16 protein-coding genes are annotated in these 17,415 nt (G+C 50.9%); 9 read left to right on the top strand and 7 right to left on the bottom strand.

Annotated elements, in window-relative coordinates:
- Window positions 1–12: 12 nt before the first annotated feature.
- Window positions 13–804, top strand: coding sequence for a TatD family hydrolase (locus G535_RS0111265; RefSeq protein ID WP_026862154.1), 792 nt, complete (start codon window positions 13–15; stop codon window positions 802–804).
- Window positions 805–964: 160 nt separating this feature from the next.
- Here the strand turns inward: G535_RS0111265 and G535_RS0111270 are convergent, their stop codons facing one another.
- The 3 genes from G535_RS0111270 to sppA are packed head-to-tail and all read right to left on the bottom strand — an operon-like array spanning window position 965 to window position 5,246.
- Complete coding sequence (locus G535_RS0111270) at window positions 965–2,308, bottom strand: sodium-dependent transporter (RefSeq protein WP_026862155.1); 1,344 nt, start codon at window positions 2,306–2,308, stop codon at window positions 965–967.
- A 43-nt stretch (window positions 2,309–2,351) separates the two neighbouring features.
- Entirely contained in the window at window positions 2,352–3,368 is a 1,017-nt protein-coding gene (gene ansA / locus G535_RS0111275) for an asparaginase (protein WP_026862156.1), read from the bottom strand.
- Between the two features lie 21 nt (window positions 3,369–3,389).
- Window positions 3,390–5,246: a signal peptide peptidase SppA gene (gene sppA / locus G535_RS0111280; RefSeq protein WP_026862157.1), complete on the bottom strand. Its 1,857-nt coding sequence runs from the start codon at window positions 5,244–5,246 to the stop codon at window positions 3,390–3,392.
- 148 nt (window positions 5,247–5,394) lie between these two features.
- Here sppA and G535_RS0111285 point away from each other — a divergent pair, with 148 nt between their 5' ends.
- Window positions 5,395–5,943 (top strand): nitroreductase family protein, encoded by a 549-nt coding sequence (locus G535_RS0111285; protein WP_026862158.1) that lies wholly within the window; start codon window positions 5,395–5,397, stop codon window positions 5,941–5,943.
- 9 nt (window positions 5,944–5,952) lie between these two features.
- Here G535_RS0111285 and asnS read toward each other — a convergent pair whose 3' ends face one another.
- Both asnS and bioA read right to left on the bottom strand, forming a co-directional pair.
- Window positions 5,953–7,353 carry an asparagine--tRNA ligase gene (gene asnS, locus G535_RS0111290; protein ID WP_026862159.1) on the bottom strand — a complete coding sequence of 467 codons (1,401 nt, stop codon included), beginning with the start codon at window positions 7,351–7,353 and terminating at the stop codon, window positions 5,953–5,955.
- Window positions 7,354–7,432: 79 nt separating this feature from the next.
- Window positions 7,433–8,713 (bottom strand): adenosylmethionine--8-amino-7-oxononanoate transaminase, encoded by a 1,281-nt coding sequence (gene bioA, locus G535_RS0111295; RefSeq protein WP_026862160.1) that lies wholly within the window; start codon window positions 8,711–8,713, stop codon window positions 7,433–7,435.
- A 109-nt stretch (window positions 8,714–8,822) separates the two neighbouring features.
- On the opposite strand from bioA, the gene bioB reads away from it, so the two are divergent.
- Genes bioB through bioD form a run of 4 tightly spaced genes read left to right on the top strand, consistent with a single transcriptional unit; the run spans window position 8,823 to window position 12,575 of the window.
- On the top strand, window positions 8,823–9,866 hold the full coding sequence (bioB, locus tag G535_RS0111300) for a biotin synthase BioB (protein WP_026862161.1): 1,044 nt from the start codon (window positions 8,823–8,825) through the stop codon (window positions 9,864–9,866).
- Between the two features lie 11 nt (window positions 9,867–9,877).
- Window positions 9,878–11,047 carry an aminotransferase class I/II-fold pyridoxal phosphate-dependent enzyme gene (locus G535_RS0111305; RefSeq protein ID WP_051207176.1) on the top strand — a complete coding sequence of 390 codons (1,170 nt, stop codon included), beginning with the start codon at window positions 9,878–9,880 and terminating at the stop codon, window positions 11,045–11,047.
- Complete coding sequence (locus G535_RS0111310) at window positions 11,044–11,820, top strand: methyltransferase domain-containing protein (RefSeq protein ID WP_026862163.1); 777 nt, start codon at window positions 11,044–11,046, stop codon at window positions 11,818–11,820. Before G535_RS0111305 ends, G535_RS0111310 begins: the two co-directional genes overlap by 4 nt.
- 17 nt (window positions 11,821–11,837) lie before the next feature.
- Entirely contained in the window at window positions 11,838–12,575 is a 738-nt protein-coding gene (gene bioD / locus G535_RS13550) for a dethiobiotin synthase (protein WP_084616857.1), read from the top strand.
- Here bioD and pepE read toward each other — a convergent pair.
- Window positions 12,509–13,222 (bottom strand): dipeptidase PepE, encoded by a 714-nt coding sequence (gene pepE / locus G535_RS0111320; protein ID WP_026862164.1) that lies wholly within the window; start codon window positions 13,220–13,222, stop codon window positions 12,509–12,511. The genes bioD and pepE overlap by 67 nt on opposite strands.
- A gap of 159 nt (window positions 13,223–13,381) precedes the next feature.
- Between pepE and htpX the strand changes: the two genes are divergently transcribed.
- From htpX to G535_RS0111335, 3 genes are read left to right on the top strand one after another with little or no spacing between them, the layout of a single operon-like run.
- Complete coding sequence (htpX, locus tag G535_RS0111325; RefSeq protein ID WP_026862165.1) at window positions 13,382–14,260, top strand: protease HtpX; 879 nt, start codon at window positions 13,382–13,384, stop codon at window positions 14,258–14,260.
- Between the two features lie 27 nt (window positions 14,261–14,287).
- A complete protein-coding gene (locus G535_RS0111330; protein WP_026862166.1) occupies window positions 14,288–15,646 on the top strand; it encodes a class II 3-deoxy-7-phosphoheptulonate synthase in 1,359 nt (452 codons plus the stop codon).
- Window positions 15,647–15,673: 27 nt separating this feature from the next.
- Complete coding sequence (locus G535_RS0111335; protein ID WP_026862167.1) at window positions 15,674–16,498, top strand: DUF1338 domain-containing protein; 825 nt, start codon at window positions 15,674–15,676, stop codon at window positions 16,496–16,498.
- An 18-nt stretch (window positions 16,499–16,516) separates the two neighbouring features.
- Here the strand turns inward: G535_RS0111335 and ppsR are convergent, their stop codons facing one another.
- A complete protein-coding gene (gene ppsR / locus G535_RS0111340) occupies window positions 16,517–17,341 on the bottom strand; it encodes a posphoenolpyruvate synthetase regulatory kinase/phosphorylase PpsR (RefSeq protein ID WP_026862168.1) in 825 nt (274 codons plus the stop codon).
- Between the last annotated feature and the right edge of the window lie 74 nt (window positions 17,342–17,415).

A 17,415-nucleotide genomic window follows, 5' to 3' on the forward strand; every position in this document is an offset into this window, starting at 1 on the left:
TAAGGAGTCGCTGTGTTTATTGATTCCCATTGTCATCTTGATCGTCTAAAACTTGATGACTTTTCTGGTTCGTTACAACAGGTTATCACCAATGCAAAACAGCAACGCGTTCAGCAAATGTTGTGTATCAGTGTGACCTTAGAAGAATTTCCTGCCATGCGTGACTTGGTCGCGCCATATCCTGAGGTGGCCATTAGTTGTGGTGTACATCCTCTCTATGTCGGCAAACACCCGCTACAACAGCAACAACTTCGCGACTTTGCCGCAGCGGACGAGGTGGTTGCTATTGGCGAAACCGGTTTGGACTATTTCTATGATCCAGATAGCAAAGCGGTCCAGCAGGAAAGTTTTGCCTATCATATTGAGCTCGCCAATACGCTCGCTAAGCCATTAATCATTCATACCCGTGATGCGCGTGATGATACCCTTGCGATGTTGCGTGAAGGGCAAGCAGAGCGCTGTGGGGGCGTTTTACATTGCTTTACCGAGTCGTATGAGATGGCGAAACATGCCATTGATGATTTGGATTTCTTTATTTCGATTTCAGGGATTGCCAGCTTTCGTAATGCCGCCGAGCTACGAGACGTAGTAAAAAAGCTACCTTTGGATAAAATCTTGATTGAAACCGATAGTCCTTGGTTGGCACCAGTTCCTCATCGTGGGAAGCAAAACCAACCGGCCTATGTGGTCGATGTAGCCAAGTGTGTGGCGGATATCAAAGGGGTGACGTTGGAAGAGGTTGCGCGGGTGACAACGGCAAACTTTTTCCGCTTATTTTCGCGCATTGAACCGGTAAGTTTGTAAAACTGAGCAAAGCCGATAAAAAAATTTAGCAAAAATTTTTTTGTTGACTACACTGACAGTTACCTTCGAAATTTATCGAGTTAGCGCACGGCTCAATCCCTTGAGCCATTCCCCTAGGCTCGGGACTGAGCGATTAGTCCCGAGCCCTTTTTTTTGGAGCTTAGCCTTGCCAAATCACCAATAAAATTAAAACTGGGCAAATAAATTTCACGTACCAAGGCCAGATTTTCCAGAACCAGCTCTTAGCGATGTCTGGAGCACCTTCTTGCAAGGCTTTAAGCAGCAGGTGTTGGCGCAAAATCCAGGTAAGCATTACACCGAAGGTCAAGCCGAGGAGCGGCTGCATATAGACGGTAGTGACGGTGATCACTAAGCCAAACAAGGCATCAAAGTTATAAATAATCAGCCCTGAAATGGCCATAATGGTGAGGCCCACCAACCATGCCATTTGTGAGCGTGGCTGGCCACTTTCTTCACGTAACGCGTTCACTGGTGCTTCAAGCATGGAAATTGACGAGGTGATTGCCGCAATGACCATGAGCGCGAAGAAGGCAAAAGCGACCCACAAGCCTGCGCTGCCCATCGATTCAAACATGGCTGGTAACACGGCAAACACTAAGGTATCGGACGAGAGCAGGGCGCCATTCGCGTCGTAAATCACCACGCCAAGTTCCTGGGCGGCGAACATCGCAGGTAAAATTAACAGACCTGCTAAGAAGGCCACTGAGGTATCGAGTCCGGCAACCCAACCAGCGGTTTTAGGTAAGTGCTCTTTTTTCGACAGGTAAGCGCCGTAGGTCATCATACATGCTGCGCCAATCGATAGAGAGAAGAAGGCTTGCCCCATAGCCCGAATAATCAGGTTTGGATCGAGCACGCGCTCAAAGTCTGGGGTTAAATACATTTTCAGGCCATCGGTCGCACCCGGCAACGTCAAAATGTAAATGACCATGGCAATCAACAACACAAACAACAGCGGCATCAGCCGGGTTGACCAGCGCTCAATCCCATCGGTGACACCACTACGAACCACGTGAATGGTCAGCAGCATAAACAATGCCATCATGATGAGGTTACGTTCTACGCTAAAGCCCGTAAGCCATTGTGCGGCCTCTGGGTAACCTAATAATTCTGCGATAGGTGCAAACATAAAGGCCAAGAGCCAGCCTGAAACGATGGCGTAAAAACTTAAAATAAACGACAACACTATCAGGCCGATAATGCCTGTGAGCGCGCCAAAGCCGCGCCAAAAGGGCTTATCGCTTAGTGCGCGTAGTGCTTCGACTGGGTTTTGTTGGCGCATGCGGCCGATGGTTAATTCGGCGACCAGCATTGGGTAAGCGAGTAAGCCAATCATGACTAAATAAACCAACAAAAACGCGCCACCGCCATTACTAGCGGCTTGGGTAGGAAACCCCCAAATGTTGCCGACACCCACGGCTGAACCAGCAGCGGCTAGAATAAAACCGATGCGCGAGGAAAAAGCAGGAGAAGATGAAGCCATAATGTTCGTTCTTATCGTTGTTATGTCGTGACGCGAGGCGTCTTTATGGCGAGAGTTCGCCGCGTAAATCAAGCTGCAACTGACGCTCTAACTCTGCTTGTGACAGGTTTTGCGCCAATAAATAATGTAATTTCGTTAGAGCTGCTTCAATGGTCATGTCGTAGCCACTGATGACCCCGACTTCAGCCAGTGCGTTGCCGGTGGCATAGCCACCCATGTTCACTTTGCCTTTGAAACACTGCGTACAATTTAACACAGTCACGCCAGCGGCAACACCGCGCGCCAAACTGTCAAGCAGTTCGGGGGTTTGCGGCGCATTACCGACCCCATAACTTTGCATGATCAGCGCGCGTACGGGTTGTCGTAACAATTGATCAAAAAGTACTGGCGCGATGCCAGGATAAAGGGTGATAACGCCGATGGCTTGCGGACTGACCCGTGCGACCTGTAAAGGTTCATCACCAAGTGGCTTAACGCTACCGGCTTTCAAACTGATTTGAATGCCAGCTTCGAGCAAGGGGCGGAAGTTCGGTGAATCAAAGGCATTAAAGCCATTGGCATCAGCTTTGGTGGCACGGTTACCACGGTACAGCTTGTTGTTAAAGAACAATCCCACTTCATGGATGGGATAGTTCGCCGCAATATAGAGGGCATTTAACAGGTTGGTTTGGCCGTCAGAGCGGAGCTCCGAAAGCGGAATTTGCGAGCCGGTGATAATGACCGGTTTGCCCAAATTCTCAAACATAAAGGATAGTGCTGAAGCGGTATACGCCATGGTATCCGTGCCATGCAAGATCACGAAACCGTCATAGGCATCATAATGGCGCTGAATATCGTCGGCGATATGTTGCCAATCGTCTGGCGCCATATCTGACGAATCCATCAGTGGTTGGTATTCATGAATGTCAAAATGCGGCATTTCACTGCGGAAAAACTCCGGCATTTTATTGACACATTCGGTCAGAAAACCTGGCGCAGGGATGTAACCCTGCGCCGATTTTTGCATGCCTATGGTGCCGCCAGTATAGGCGACGTAGATACGTTTGCGTGGATCACTCATGCCCAAACCTATGGTTATGCTTTAGGGTTGTGGGCAAAGTTCACACAATAGGTAAAGTCCTTGTGGGTCATTGAACTGTGACAACATTTCAACTTCGCTCCACACGCCCATCAATTGTTGTTTCACCGGGTCGATGGTACGTGTAGTCGTCGGCGCAGGCAAGTAAACTTCTGCTTGACCGAAGAATTCAGCAAGGAACTGTTCACGCGCGTTAAGCTCTGGTGTCACCGTAACGACAGCGTAGTCATCAACACCCGCAAGGGTTGCTGCTGCTGCGATCGCCTGTTCTAAATCACCAAGTTCATCAACGAGGCCAAGTTCTTGCGCTTTTGCACCGGTCCACACACGGCCTTGGGCAACGGCATGAACTTCGTCGTAGCTCATGTCCCGGTTCTCTGCGACCATAGCAACGAAGTCACGGTAAAACTTCTCGGTGGTCTTCTGCAGGACAAACTTCGCTTCGTCAGGTAACGGGCGCGTCATGTCCAAGATCGGCATTTCAGTGGTGTGATAACCATCGCTGTAAATACCAACATGGGCGAGGGCGTCTTCAATGGTAAAGAACAAACCAAACACCCCAATCGAGCCGGTAATCGTCGTTGGCGTGGCCCAGATTTGATCGGCACTGGCGGCAATCCAATAACCACCAGATGCAGCGACCGAAGACATTGAGGCAATCACTGGAATGCCAGCAGCTTGCAGCTCGAGCACTTCCTGGCGGATCACTTCTGAAGCAAAGCCGCTACCACCTGGGCTATCAATGCGCAGTACCACAGCTTTAGTGTTTTCGTCTAAACGGGCGCGACGGAGCAATTCAGCAGTGCTGTCACCACCGATCATGCCTTGTTTCTGATAGCCATCGACAATCATGCCACGGGCAACCACAATGGCAATTTGCGCTTCTGGCTCTGCGTGTTGCTCGCGGTCAAAGTGCAAGTCAGGCGCTTTAAGATAGGCATGATGTCCAATTGAGCGCCAGCTGCGCTCATCATCATCAAGGCCAGTGAGATTGATCATCTGGGTGCGAAACGCTTCGCGCGTCATTAACTCATCGACCAAGCCTGTATTTAACGCCATTTGCGCTAGATCGTCGTTGCTTTCTGCCAATAAGGCTTCAAAGTCGCTGATGCTGCCACTCAGGACGCCGGGAGCAATGCTACGTTGGCTACTTAAGGTAGTGAGATAATCTTGCCAGAGCGCATCATAAAGCTCTTGGCCAGCTTCACGTGCCTCAGTGGACATGTCGTTGCGGGTATAAGGTTCAACTGCTGATTTGTACGCACCGACTTTAAACACATGGGTACTCACTTTCAGTTTTTCGAGCAAATCTTTGAAGTACAGACGATAGCCACCCATACCTTCAAACATCATGCCACCCAATGGGTTTAAATAAATCGCATCGCCGTACGCAGCAATGAAGTATTGGGCTTGCGAGAAATAATCACCATAGCTGTAGACCGGCTTGCCCGTCTCGCGGAATGCCAGTAGCGCTTCACCGACGCGTTGCATCTTATTCATGCCACCGCCAGCAAAGCCAGACAAATCAAGGTAGATTGCGCTAATGCGGTCATCGTTTGCCGCTTTTTCAATGCTCTCGATAACCTCGCTAAGCAAGGTCTCTGGCGCAACGCTTGAAGAGCCAAAGGCATCATTGATAAAGCGATCCATAGGATCGACCCAAGTCTCTTCTTCAACCAGAGTTCCGTCGAGCTGCACCACGAGTGCCGCATTTTCAGGAACGACGATGATCTCTTCATCTGCGGCCATGAGGGCGATGAAGACGATCAGTAAAAAGAAGAAAATAATATTCAGAATAAGCTTTCGTATGCCGTTGATAAGCCCGAATAACTTTTTGAATACGTTCGCGATTCCACTCATGTGATCAGCGTCCTTGATTAGTTTTGTCTAAAGTTAATGATGAAGAATACTCAACATTCATGGAATAAACCAGAGCGACAATGTAACAGAGCATGATCCTTTGATAAGCTTATAATTCTCTTCGTCTAACCTGATGTTAAGGAAAGCTATGGACGCCATTCAATTGTTAACCACGCGCTCGTCAATGCCGCGCTTGGTGGAGCCCGGCCCAACTGCGCCGCAATTTGAGCTCATGCAACGTGCCGCAGGGCGCGCGCCTGATCATGCGGCGTTAATGCCGTATCGGTTTGTGGTCTATCAAGGGGACGCCCGTGCACGCCTTGGTGAGCTCTTTTATCAGGCTGCGGTAAACGCAGGAAAAACCGATGAGCAGTGTCTGCAAGCGCGGCAATTACCGCTGCGGGCGCCGATGGTGATCGCCTGCTTGATGCAGTATACCCCGCATGACAAAGTGCCGCGTGACGAGCAGTTTGCAACCACAGCATGTGCGACTTTGTTGATGCAGCAAGCAGCGTTCGCACAAGGCTTAGGTGCGATTTGGCGGACCGGTTGGTTTGCTGAGGATGCGCGGGTTCTAGCTGGTTTAGGTGGGGCAGAAATGGATGCAGTGGTCGGTTTCTTGTATGTCGGCACGCCTGCGGTACCGACACCAATTAAACCGGAAAAAGCCATTGCCGAAAAATTCAGCAACGGCTAAAGTCGGCGCTTAAAACTCGAGTGTTTTAGGTGCACGCGGGAACGGGATGACATCACGGATATTGGTCATCCCGGTCACGTAGGTGACCAGACGTTCAAAGCCTAGTCCGAAACCAGCATGCGGTACGGTACCGTAACGACGTAAGTCGCGGTACCAGCCATAGTGATCCACCGGAAGTCCCATTTCTGCCATACGACTATCGAGGATATCTAAGCGTTCTTCACGGGCACTACCACCGATGATTTCACCGATACCAGGCGCAAGTACATCCATTGCCGCGACAGTTTTGCCATCGTCGTTTTGACGCATGTAGAAGGCTTTAATGTCTTTCGGGTAGTTCTTCATGACAATTGGTGCGCCGACATGCTCTTCAGCAAGGTAACGCTCGTGCTCTGACTGTAAGTCGGTACCCCACTCAACAGGGTATTCAAATTTCTTGCCACAGTTTTGCAGGATCTCGATAGCTTCGCTGTAATCCATATGCACGAAGTCGTTACTTACCACTTGTTGGAGGCGGTCGAGTACATTCTTGTCGATGCGTTGCTGGAAGAACGCCATATCATCTGCGCGTTCCTCAAGTACCGCATTGATACAATATTTCAGCATGTCTTCGGCCAAATCTGCGATGGTTTCCAAATCCGCAAACGCCACTTCAGGCTCAACCATCCAGAATTCCGCTAAATGGCGGCTGGTGTTTGAGTTTTCAGCACGGAAGGTTGGGCCAAAGGTATAGATTTTAGATAAGGCACAGGCGTAGGTCTCGCCGTTGAGCTGACCGGAAACCGTAAGGAATGATTCCTTGCCAAAGAAGTCTTTGCTAAAGTCGACGTCGCCTTGCTCGGTATGTGGCAAGTTCATTAAGTCCAAGGTTGAGACACGGAACATTTCACCGGCACCTTCTGCATCAGAGGCGGTGATAATAGGTGTCGCTACCCACATGTAACCACGCTCGTGGAAAAAGCGGTGAATGGCTTGGGCAAGGCAGTTGCGCACGCGCATCACAGCACCGGTAACGTTGGTGCGAGGGCGCAGATGCGCGTATTCACGTAAATACTCCATCGAATGTGGCTTGGGCGACATGGGATAGGTATCTGGGTCTTCAACGAAACCGTAGACGTCGACCTTGGTCGCTTGTAATTCGAACGCTTGGCCTTTACCTGCGGATTGCGCAACAGTACCGGTAATGGCAACGCTTGCGCCTGTGGTCAGCTTAAGAACTTCGCTAGTGTAATTATCGAGCTCATTAGGCACCACGGCTTGAATTGCATCAAAGCATGAACCGTCATGAATATTGATGAACGAAATACCCGCCTTTGAGTCTCGGCGCGTGCGCACCCACCCGCGGACTGTGGCTTGCTCACCAACAGCGATTTTACCCGCTAAAACATCGACAACTGTTGCGAAGGACATACGTCTTAAAACTCCGTGTAAAAACCAATCAAAAAAGAGCGTCTATGTTACCTTGCTTTGCTCAAGACTCAAGCGAAAATCACTGCTGCCGTGCCAGATTGGCGATCGCTGCGGTCAATTTACTCAGTTGGGCAGAGCTGATCACGTAGGGAGGCATTAAATACACCAACTTTCCGAACGGACGAATCCAAACGCCAGCCTCTACAAAGGCGCGCTGTGCTTGCGCTACATCAACGGGCGCATGCATCTCGACCACACCAATAGCACCAAAACAACGGACGTCGGCAACGCTTGGCAACGCGGCGAGCGGACGCAGTTCATGTTCCAGTTGCTGGGCAATCGCAGCGACTTGGGTTTGCCAATGGCCCTGCTCAAGCAACGCAATACTGGCATTGGCGACGGCACAGGCTAGCGGATTCCCCATGAAGGTTGGGCCGTGCATAAAGGTACCGCCCGCAGGCCCTTGGCTAATTGTGTGGGCAACCTCAGTGGTCGCCAGAACCGCCGCTTGGGTCATGTAGCCGCCGGTGAGAGCTTTGCCAAGACACATGATATCTGGCGTGACCTCGGCGTGATCACAAGCGAACCAGCGGCCGGTGCGGCCAAAGCCGGTCGCAATTTCATCGGCAATCAACAGCACGTCGTACTGTCGGCAGAGGGCGGCGGCCTGCTTAAGGTACTGTGGATGATAAAAACGCATTCCACCAGCGCCCTGGACGATTGGCTCAAGGATAAGCCCGGCGAGCTCATGATGATGCTTCTCCAAGAGCCGTTGTAAGGGGGCTAGGGCGTCGTCATGCCAATGATCCGTCGGCGTGAGGTCGGGGATTGGCGCGAATAGTTGCTCACGTAAGCTACCACGAAATAAATTGTGCATGCCGTTAACCGGATCACAGACTGACATTGCGGCAAAGGTATCGCCGTGATAACCGCCGTGAACGGTTGCCATGCGATTTTTTTGCGGTTGGGCGCGCGCAAACCAATACTGCACGGCCATCTTAATTGCGACTTCAACTGCAACTGAGCCGGAGTCACATAAAAACACGTGTTGTAGCGCAGCAGGGCTGAGCTGTACCAGCCGACGACAAAGATCGACCGCCGGCTGATGGGTCAAACCGCCAAACATGACATGACTCATGGCTTGCGTTTGTTCAGCAATGGCTTGATTCAGCGCTGGGTGGTTGTAACCATGTACCGCGGCCCACCAAGAGGCCATACCATCGACCAGCCGAGTGCCATCGGTGAGGATAATTTCACAGCCTTCAGCTGCGGCGACAGGATACACCGGCAAGGGCTGCTGCAATGATGTGTAAGGGTGCCAAATATGGTGTTGGTCAAAGGCAAGATCGTTCGGCTGCATAAAATATAATCAACTGTAAGGTTTTGTCTGTTTCAAAAGTTGACAGTGTAACGGATCAAGGTATCCTCTTCGAGCATAATTCATTCACTGTTTCACTAATGACGCTCGTATGACCACAACTACTCTCCGCCATGATTGGCAACGTGAAGAAATTGAAGCGCTGTTCGCGCTGCCGTTTAACGATTTACTGTTTCAAGCGCAGACCATTCATCGCCAGCACTTTGACCCGAACAAGGTCCAAGTCAGCACTTTACTGTCGATTAAGACCGGTGCTTGCCCTGAAGACTGCAAATATTGTCCGCAAAGTGCGCATTATCGTACGGATGTTGATCGTGAGCGACTGCTGGCCGTTGAGAAAGTCTTAGAAGAAGCGGAAGCGGCCAAACAGCAGGGGGCCAGTCGGTTTTGTATGGGCGCCGCGTGGCGTAACCCAAAAGATCGCGATATGCCCTATGTGATTGCGATGATTGAAGGCGTGAAAAAACTTGGTCTAGAAACCTGCATGACGCTTGGCATGTTAAGTGCTGAGCAAGCGCAAGTGCTCAAACAAGCGGGGCTTGATTACTACAATCATAACCTTGATACCTCGCCGGAGTTCTATGGTGAGATCATCAGTACCCGTACCTATCATGACCGTTTGCAAACCTTAAGCAATGTGCGTGATGCCGGCATGAAGGTTTGCGCCGGGGGCATCGTTGGGATGGGCGAGAGTCGCCGTGATCGTGCGGGTCTCTTGCAGCAACTCGCGAATTTGCCGAAGCATCCAGAAAGTGTACCGGTCAACATGCTGGTGAAAGTGAAGGGCACACCTTTTGCTGAACTTGATGATCTCGACCCTTTCGAGTTTGTCCGTAGTATCGCCGTTGCGCGTATTCTCATGCCGCAATCTTTTGTGCGTCTGAGCGCGGGGCGCGAAACCATGAACGACGAATTACAAGCACTCTGCTTTATGGCGGGAGCGAATTCAATCTTCTACGGTGAGCGACTATTGACCACGCCAAACCCTGAGGCCAACAAAGATCAGCTGTTATTTGAGCGCTTAGGCATCGCGCCATTGCAGCAAGATGGCTACAGTGATGAGGTGCATGAAGCGGTGATTGAAGATGCGCTTTATGAGCAAGAGCACCCCGTGCGTTACTACGAAGCGAACTAGGAACGAAGCGTGTGACCCATCCAGCGGTTGAACAGGTAATGGCTGAGGCGCTTGCACTCCGCGAACAGCAGCAGCGCCAACGTAGTTTACAAGTCTTGCAGCCGGTCTCGGCACGTGAAGTACATGACGGTACGCGGCACTACCTTAATTTTTCGAGCAATGACTACCTTGGCTTGAGTCATCACGCGCAGGTACTTGGCGCATTTCAACAGGCGCGCCTAACCGGCAGTCGCGGTTCGCCGTTAGTCACCGGGTACACCGACGCGCATCACTACTTAGCGGCACAGTTAGCAGAATTGCTTGGCCGCGAGAAAGTTGTGTTGTTTAGTTCAGCGTTTGCGGCAAATCACGGTGTGCTTGCCACTGTTGGGAAATTTTATCGGCAATTGTGGCTGGATCGATTAGCCCATGCCTCACTATTACAAGGCGCCCAGCAACGGAATATTCGCTGGCGGCGTTTTGCCCATCAAAAGTTCCATCTTTGTGCCGATGCGATTACGCAAACCGAGGCGCCGCAGTTACTGGTGACCGAATCGGTGTTTAGTATGGATGGGGACGCGCTTGACACCAATGGCTTGCAGCACATGCTCGACCAACACCCTCAGCTGGATGCAATGATCGATGATGCGCATGGCTTTGGGGTTATGGGGGCGCATGGCTTGAGTATTGCCGAGCAGTTTGAACAACGTGACGTCGGCATACTGAGTTTAGCCTTTGGCAAAGCTTGTGGGGTTGCTGGCGGTGCCATTGCGACCGATGCCAACCTTGCTGAGTTTCTGATCAACTTTTGTCCTGAGTATATTTATTCGACCGCCATGCCACCGGCACAAGCCGCGGCAATTAGCGCGGCAGTCAAGGTTATCGTCAGTGCTGAAGGACACCAGTTACGCCAGCGCTTATCGGAAAACGTGGCGTTATTTCGCAGTCTGTGTCGACAACTGGGGTTACCCGTACGCGGTGGCGAGCAGGCCATTCAAACCTTGATTGTTGGTGAGGACGCTCACGCCCTGCAGTTGAGTGACGAATTGCGCCAGCAAGGTTGCTGGTGTAGCGCGATTCGTCCACCGACGGTGCCGGATGGCATGGCGCGGCTGAGAATCACCTTGACTGCCATGCATCAACGGCAAGACATTGCTGCTTTGGTGAATGCTTTAGCGCGTGCCTGGCAGGAGAGCCTATGAGTCAGTTCGCATTACCTAATTACGATAAAGCCCGTGTGGCGCAGCAATTTGGCCGTGCAGCTGCGCGTTATACCGACCATGATCGCTTGCAACGTGAGGTTGCCAATGTGTTGTATAGCCAGTTAGCCGGGCAGGTCCAAACCTTGCTTGATATTGGCTGTGGACCTGGGCATCACTTTCCGCAGTTGCAGCATCTTGCCGAGCAGTATTTAGGTCTCGATTTAGCACCACAAATGTTGGCCCAGGCGCAACAAAGCTATCCGCATGCGCAGTTTTTATTGGCCGATATGGAAGCCTTGCCGCTGGCACCTCAGAGCGTGGACTGTGTGTATAGCAACTTAGCAATGCAGTGGGCGAACCATCCCGAGAAATTGCTCGCTGAATGGTGGCGAGTGCTGGCGCCCGGTGGCCAATGGGCCACCTCGACGGTATTGGCCGGTTCGTTACAACCTTTAACCGCGTGTTTTGCTGCGGTTGATGAGGTTGTCCATCACAATCGTTGGCCGGAATTAAGCGATTATCAGGATTGGTCCGCAAAAGCAGCTCCGGGGCTGCAATGGCAGCAGCAGACCTTTACCCAATACTTCACGAGTTTGGAGCAAATGCTGCGAGAGCTTAAAGGTGTCGGTGCCAATTATACCGTGCGGCCGGAGCAGGGGTGTTATTCACGCGAGCGCTTAGCGCGGGTGCGAGAAGCGCTAGAAAAGCATCGCAATAGCGATGGATTACTTGAATTAAAATGGCAAATCGGGCTCGCATTTGGCCGTAAATAGCTTGAGGTAAAAGCAATATGTCTTGCGTTTTTGTAACAGGAACAGATACCGAAGTTGGCAAGACCTTTGTCAGCTGTGCGCTGTTAGAGCGCTTGGCACAAGGTGGTGTGGCGACGTTAGCTATGAAGCCGGTTGCCGCTGGCGCAGTACAAACTAAGGCGGGGTTACGAAACGAGGATGCGGTGCAACTGCAGTCTGCGATGTCGGTCCCAAGTGTTCCCTACGAAGCCGTCAATCCAGTCTGTTTTGAAGCACCGATAGCGCCTCATATTGCTGCCGCAACCCAACAGCAAGTGTTAACCGTCTCGCATCTAGCGTCTGCCGCACAACAACTGCAGCGCAGCTATCCGCATGATCTCTTTCTGGTTGAGGGTGCGGGCGGTTGGTTGGTGCCGTTGAATCAACAGGAAAGCTTGGCAGATCTGGCGCTGGCCTTGAACGCTAAGGTGGTGTTGGTGGTAGGCATGAAATTGGGATGTTTAAACCATGCATTGCTGACCTACGCAGAATTGCAACGGCAAGCTGTAGAAGTGGTCGGTTGGGTCGCAAATCAAGTCAGTGAGACGCCAATGCAGCATGCTGAGGAGAATCTTGCTTGGTTACAGCGGCACCTGCCGGTACCGCTGTTGGCAAACCTACCTTATCTGGCGACTGCATCAAACCAAGCTGCAAGTACCAGTGCGGTGGATTACTTCCCTGACAGCCAAACGCTAATGTCGCTATTACAAGGCAAAGGCGTTTTATCGCCAGCTTGAAACACCACACCTTCGCTAGCGCCTAATAATTGCATCTGATCGTCTTCCACCCACAGTGCAGTACCTTCGCGAATCGCTAGAATAGGCGTATTGGGCGCAATCGCCATAAACTCAGCCAAACGTTGATCGCGCGTTTCACCGTGAAACCCTGGTGGTTGATAATCGGTGTAATGGGGGTTGAGCTGGAAGGGCACCAACGCCAGCGCGTTAAATGACTCAGGCTCGATAATTGGCATGTCATTGGTGGTGCGAATGGTTAAGCCCGCGATATTTGAGCCGGCACTCCAACCGATATAGCAAACACCCGCGGCGACGGCATCTTGCAGTGGTTTGATGAGCTGTTGGCGTTGGAGTTCTGCCAATAGGTGAAAGGTATTACCACCGCCGACGAGAATTGCATCGGCAGTTGCGATTGCGCTGGCGGCATCGTTGGTTTGGTGGACACCTTCAACTTGATAGCCCGCGGGTTCGAGTATCTCAGCGACTTTGGCGGTGTAGGCGTCATAGCTCATGCCAACCCCAGCGAAAGGAATAAACAACAACCGTGCAGGTGCTGCAATGCGTTGCTGTAGATGAGGTAATACGGGTTCAAGGTAAGCACTGTCACCAGCTTTTGAGCTTGAGCAGAGCAATAATTTGCGCGTCATACGATGTGGTCTCCGTCGAAAACTTGCACAGGCCGAGGGCCTGCTTCTCCTGTAGGTGGAAAATCCTAACAAAAAAGCCGCTCAGGTGCGATTGAATTGCCGCCTTCAGCGCCCCATATCTAGCAGTTGATGATGTTATTACTATGAGGATGTTTCATCATGCAGCGCATTGTATTGTTTCTCGCAACCAACTTAGCCATTTTATTGGTGTTAAGTGTCGTAATGAGTTTGGTGCTTCCGGCGCTTGGGGTTGACCCGTCAAGCTACTCGGGATTATTGGTCTTTGCAGCACTGTTTGGTTTTGGTGGTTCCTTTATTTCATTGGCACTGTCCAAATGGATGGCGAAACGCAGTGTGGGTGCGCAAACCATTACCACCCCGCGCAATGCCACAGAGCAATGGTTATTAGCAACGGTGCAGCGACAAGCGAAGCAAGCGGGCATTCCAATGCCAGAAGTCGCTATTTATGACTCACCAGAGCCGAACGCCTTTGCCACTGGAGCGAGTAAGAAAAGCTCGCTGGTCGCAGTCAGTACTGGGCTTATGCGGCATATGAATGAAGCGGAAGTCGAAGCCGTGTTGGCGCACGAAATAAGCCACATTGCGAACGGCGATATGGTGACCTTAACCTTGATCCAAGGCGTGGTGAACACCTTTGTGATTTTCTTTGCCCGTGTCATTGCCAGCGTGATCGATAATGCCACCCGCAGTAACTCCCAAGATGGCCGTGGGTTAGGGGGGATCGCTTATTTTGCAATTGTGATGATTTTAGAGGTTGTGTTTGGCATTCTTGCCAGTATTATCGTTATGTGGTTCTCTCGCCAGCGTGAATACCGTGCGGACTATGGTTCGGCACAACTTGTCGGCCCGCAAAAAATGATTGCGGCGTTACGTCGCTTACAAAATGCCCACGAGTCACAACTCGATGGCAGCATGGCCGCCTTTGGTATTCAAAGTAAGCGCAAGCAGAGTGAACTATTTATGAGCCACCCGCCGCTGGCAAAACGCATCGCGGCACTTGAACAAATGAACCGATAATATGACGCAGTAGCTGTAAGGATATTTATGACCCACTGGAGTGCGCGAAGTTGGCGCGAGAAGCCAATCCAACAACAACCGACTTACCCTGATACCGAGCAATTGAAAACGGTTGAGCATCAACTCAAGATGTTTCCACCGTTGGTCTTTGCTGAGGAAATTCGTGCACTCCGTAGTCAACTCGGTCGCGTCAGCCAAGGCCATGGCTTTTTGCTGCAAGGCGGCGATTGCGCTGAAACCTTTGCTGACTTTAACGCGCCAAAGATCCGCGATACCTTTAAAGTTATTTTGCAAATGGCAATTGTGTTGACCTTCGCAGGCTCATGCCCTGTGACCAAAGTCGCACGCATGGCCGGACAATACGCGAAGCCACGTTCAAGTGACTTAGAAACCATCGATGGCATTGCATTACCGAGCTACCGTGGTGATATTATTAATGGCCCTGAGTTTACTGCTGCCGCGCGTGTGCCCGACGCACAGCGGATGCTGCAGGCGTACCATCATTCCGCAGCGACCTTAAACTTGTTGCGTGCCTTTGCCCAAGGTGGTTTGGCAGACTTGCATAAAGTTCACAAGTGGAACATGAGTTTCGTTGCCGCCAACCCATTGAAAGAGAAATATTTAGAAGTTGCTGAGCAGATCCAGTCTGCACTGCAATTTATGGAAGTGGTCGGGATTAACTCAGAAACCAACTCAGCGCTCCATGAGACGCAACTCTTTACGTCGCATGAAGCTTTATTGCTGCCTTACGAAGAAGCTCTAACGCGTACAGATACCTTGACGGGGCTGCCGTACGATTGCTCTGCACACATGATTTGGATTGGCGAACGCACCCGTCAACTGGACCACGCTCATGTAGAGTTCATGCGTGGCATTCATAACCCGATTGGTGTTAAAATAGGTCCGACCACAACGCCTGATGATGTGATTCGTTTGCTTGATGCTTTGAACCCGAATAACGAACCAGGCCGCATGACCTTTATCACCCGTATGGGCGCAGATAACTTAGGTAAAGCATTACCGGCGCTGGTGCGTCGTGTGCAAGCCGAAGGGCGTGATGTGGTGTGGTCAAGTGATCCTATGCATGGCAACACGGTGAAAGCTGAAAATGGCTTGAAAACCCGTAACTTTGACGCCATTCATCAGGAGCTACGGCAGTTCTTCGCGGTCCATCAAGCTGAAGGTACCCACCCAGGTGGCGTGCATTTGGAAATGACCGGTGAAGACGTGACGGAGTGCACCGGTGGTGCCTATCAAATTAGTGAGCAAGATTTGACTCAACGCTATCGCACCCAGTGTGATCCGCGTTTGAATGCCGACCAAGTTTTGGAACTTGCCTTCTTGGTGGCTGACTCTCTCCGTGAGGCTCGTCAAGGCCGCGGTTAACCGACATTTTCGAGGTTTAAGTAGTATATGTCACAACAGGTTGAGCAGTTTTTCGATAACCTTTGGAATGATTACATCGCACTTACGCCGTCTGCGGCGAAAGTGCACCAAGTCTTAGGTCAGGGCCGCGATATCATTAACGATCACGTGGCGTTTCGTACCTTTAACCAAAGCCCTGTGCGTTTAGAAACCCTTGCCAAGCATTTTGAAAACATGGGTTACAAGGCATGCGGCGATTATAAATTTGAAGCTAAGCGCTTGGTTGCGAAGCATTTTGAGCACAGCAATCCGAACTTGCCGAAAATCTTTATCAGCGAATTGCTGGTCGAAGAGTTCTCGGACGAGTTGCAAGCGATTGTAAAGCAGTTGGTTGCGCAAATTGACGCGAACGCCGTGCAGCAGCCAGAGTTTATGTACTCAGGTACGCATTGGCAGATCAGCAGCAGCGACTACGAACGTTTGTTGGAAGAAAGCGAATATGCCGCTTGGATGGCTGCCTTCGGTTTCCGTGCGAACCACTTCACCGTCAACGTGAACGAGTTGCCTGACTTTGAATCGTTAGAGCAAGTGAATCAAACATTGAAAACTGCAGGTTTTCGTTTGAACACTTCAGGTGGCGAAATCAAAGGTTCACCTGAGGTGTTCTTGGAGCAATCATCAACCATGGCTGATCACACTACCGTGCGTTTTAGCGATATGGAAAAGGTGATCCCAAGTTGTTTTTACGAGTTCGCGAAGCGTTATGAAATGGCGCCAAACCAACTCTACACAGGTTTTGTTGCTGCATCTGCGGACAAAATCTTTGAGAGCACCGACGCGCGCGCTGCGCAAGCCGATGCTCAAAAGGACTAAGCTCAAGGTCTTAGGCCGTTAGTAATGATGCCGCTCAAGATTCGTCTCCGCGAGGATCTTAGCGGCAATTTCTTCTACCGAGAAGCGGGTCGAGTCTAAGAAAGGGATCGCTTCGCGACGGTACATTTTCTCCACTTCTTGCAATTCAAACCGGCATTGTTGCAACGATGCATAGCGCGAACCTTCCCGACGTTTACTGCGAATTTCGTGCAGACGTTGCGCTTCTAAGGTCAAGCCAAATAGCTTATGGCGTTGTAGTTTCAGCGACTTCGGTAACTGCAGGTTTTCCATATTGTCGTCTTCGGTCAACGGATAGTTGGCAGCCTTAATCCCGTATTGCAGCGCTAAATAAAGGCTGACTGGGGTTTTTCCGGTACGTGACACGCCCAACATAATGATATCGGCCTCATCGTAGTCGGAGATATTACTGCCATCGTCATTGGCCAGCGCGTAGTTGACGGCCTCAATGCGCGAATCATAGCTGTCACGTACACCATTTTCTTGAATACCGTGCGTACGGTGGGTCTTCGGTTGGGCATCAATACCAAGCTCTTGACTTAGAGGATCGACAAAATCTTCAAGAAAATCATAACAACTCCCTTGCGATGCGGTGATCACCCGTTTAATGTCTAAGCTCACGAAGGTGTGGAAGATAACCGGGCGCTCACCACTGGCAGCATAAGCTGCGTTGATTTTGGTAACGGCTTGTTCAGCTTTGCTAACGGAATCAACAAAGGCCAGTGTTTTGTGTTCAACTTTTAGTGGAAACATCGATAACATCGCACGACCAAAAGCTTCTGCGGTCAACGCGGTACCATCTGAAATATAGAAAATAGTTCGCATGAATGGGTTCTCGTACTAGAAATGCTTGATGGATGTTAACCTTTCCTGTGCAGATGTGTAAAATGATGTGCCAT

Source organism: Pseudidiomarina sediminum DSM 21906, assembly GCF_000423165.1.
GTDB classification, from domain to species: Bacteria; Pseudomonadota; Gammaproteobacteria; order Enterobacterales; family Alteromonadaceae; genus Pseudidiomarina; species Pseudidiomarina sediminum.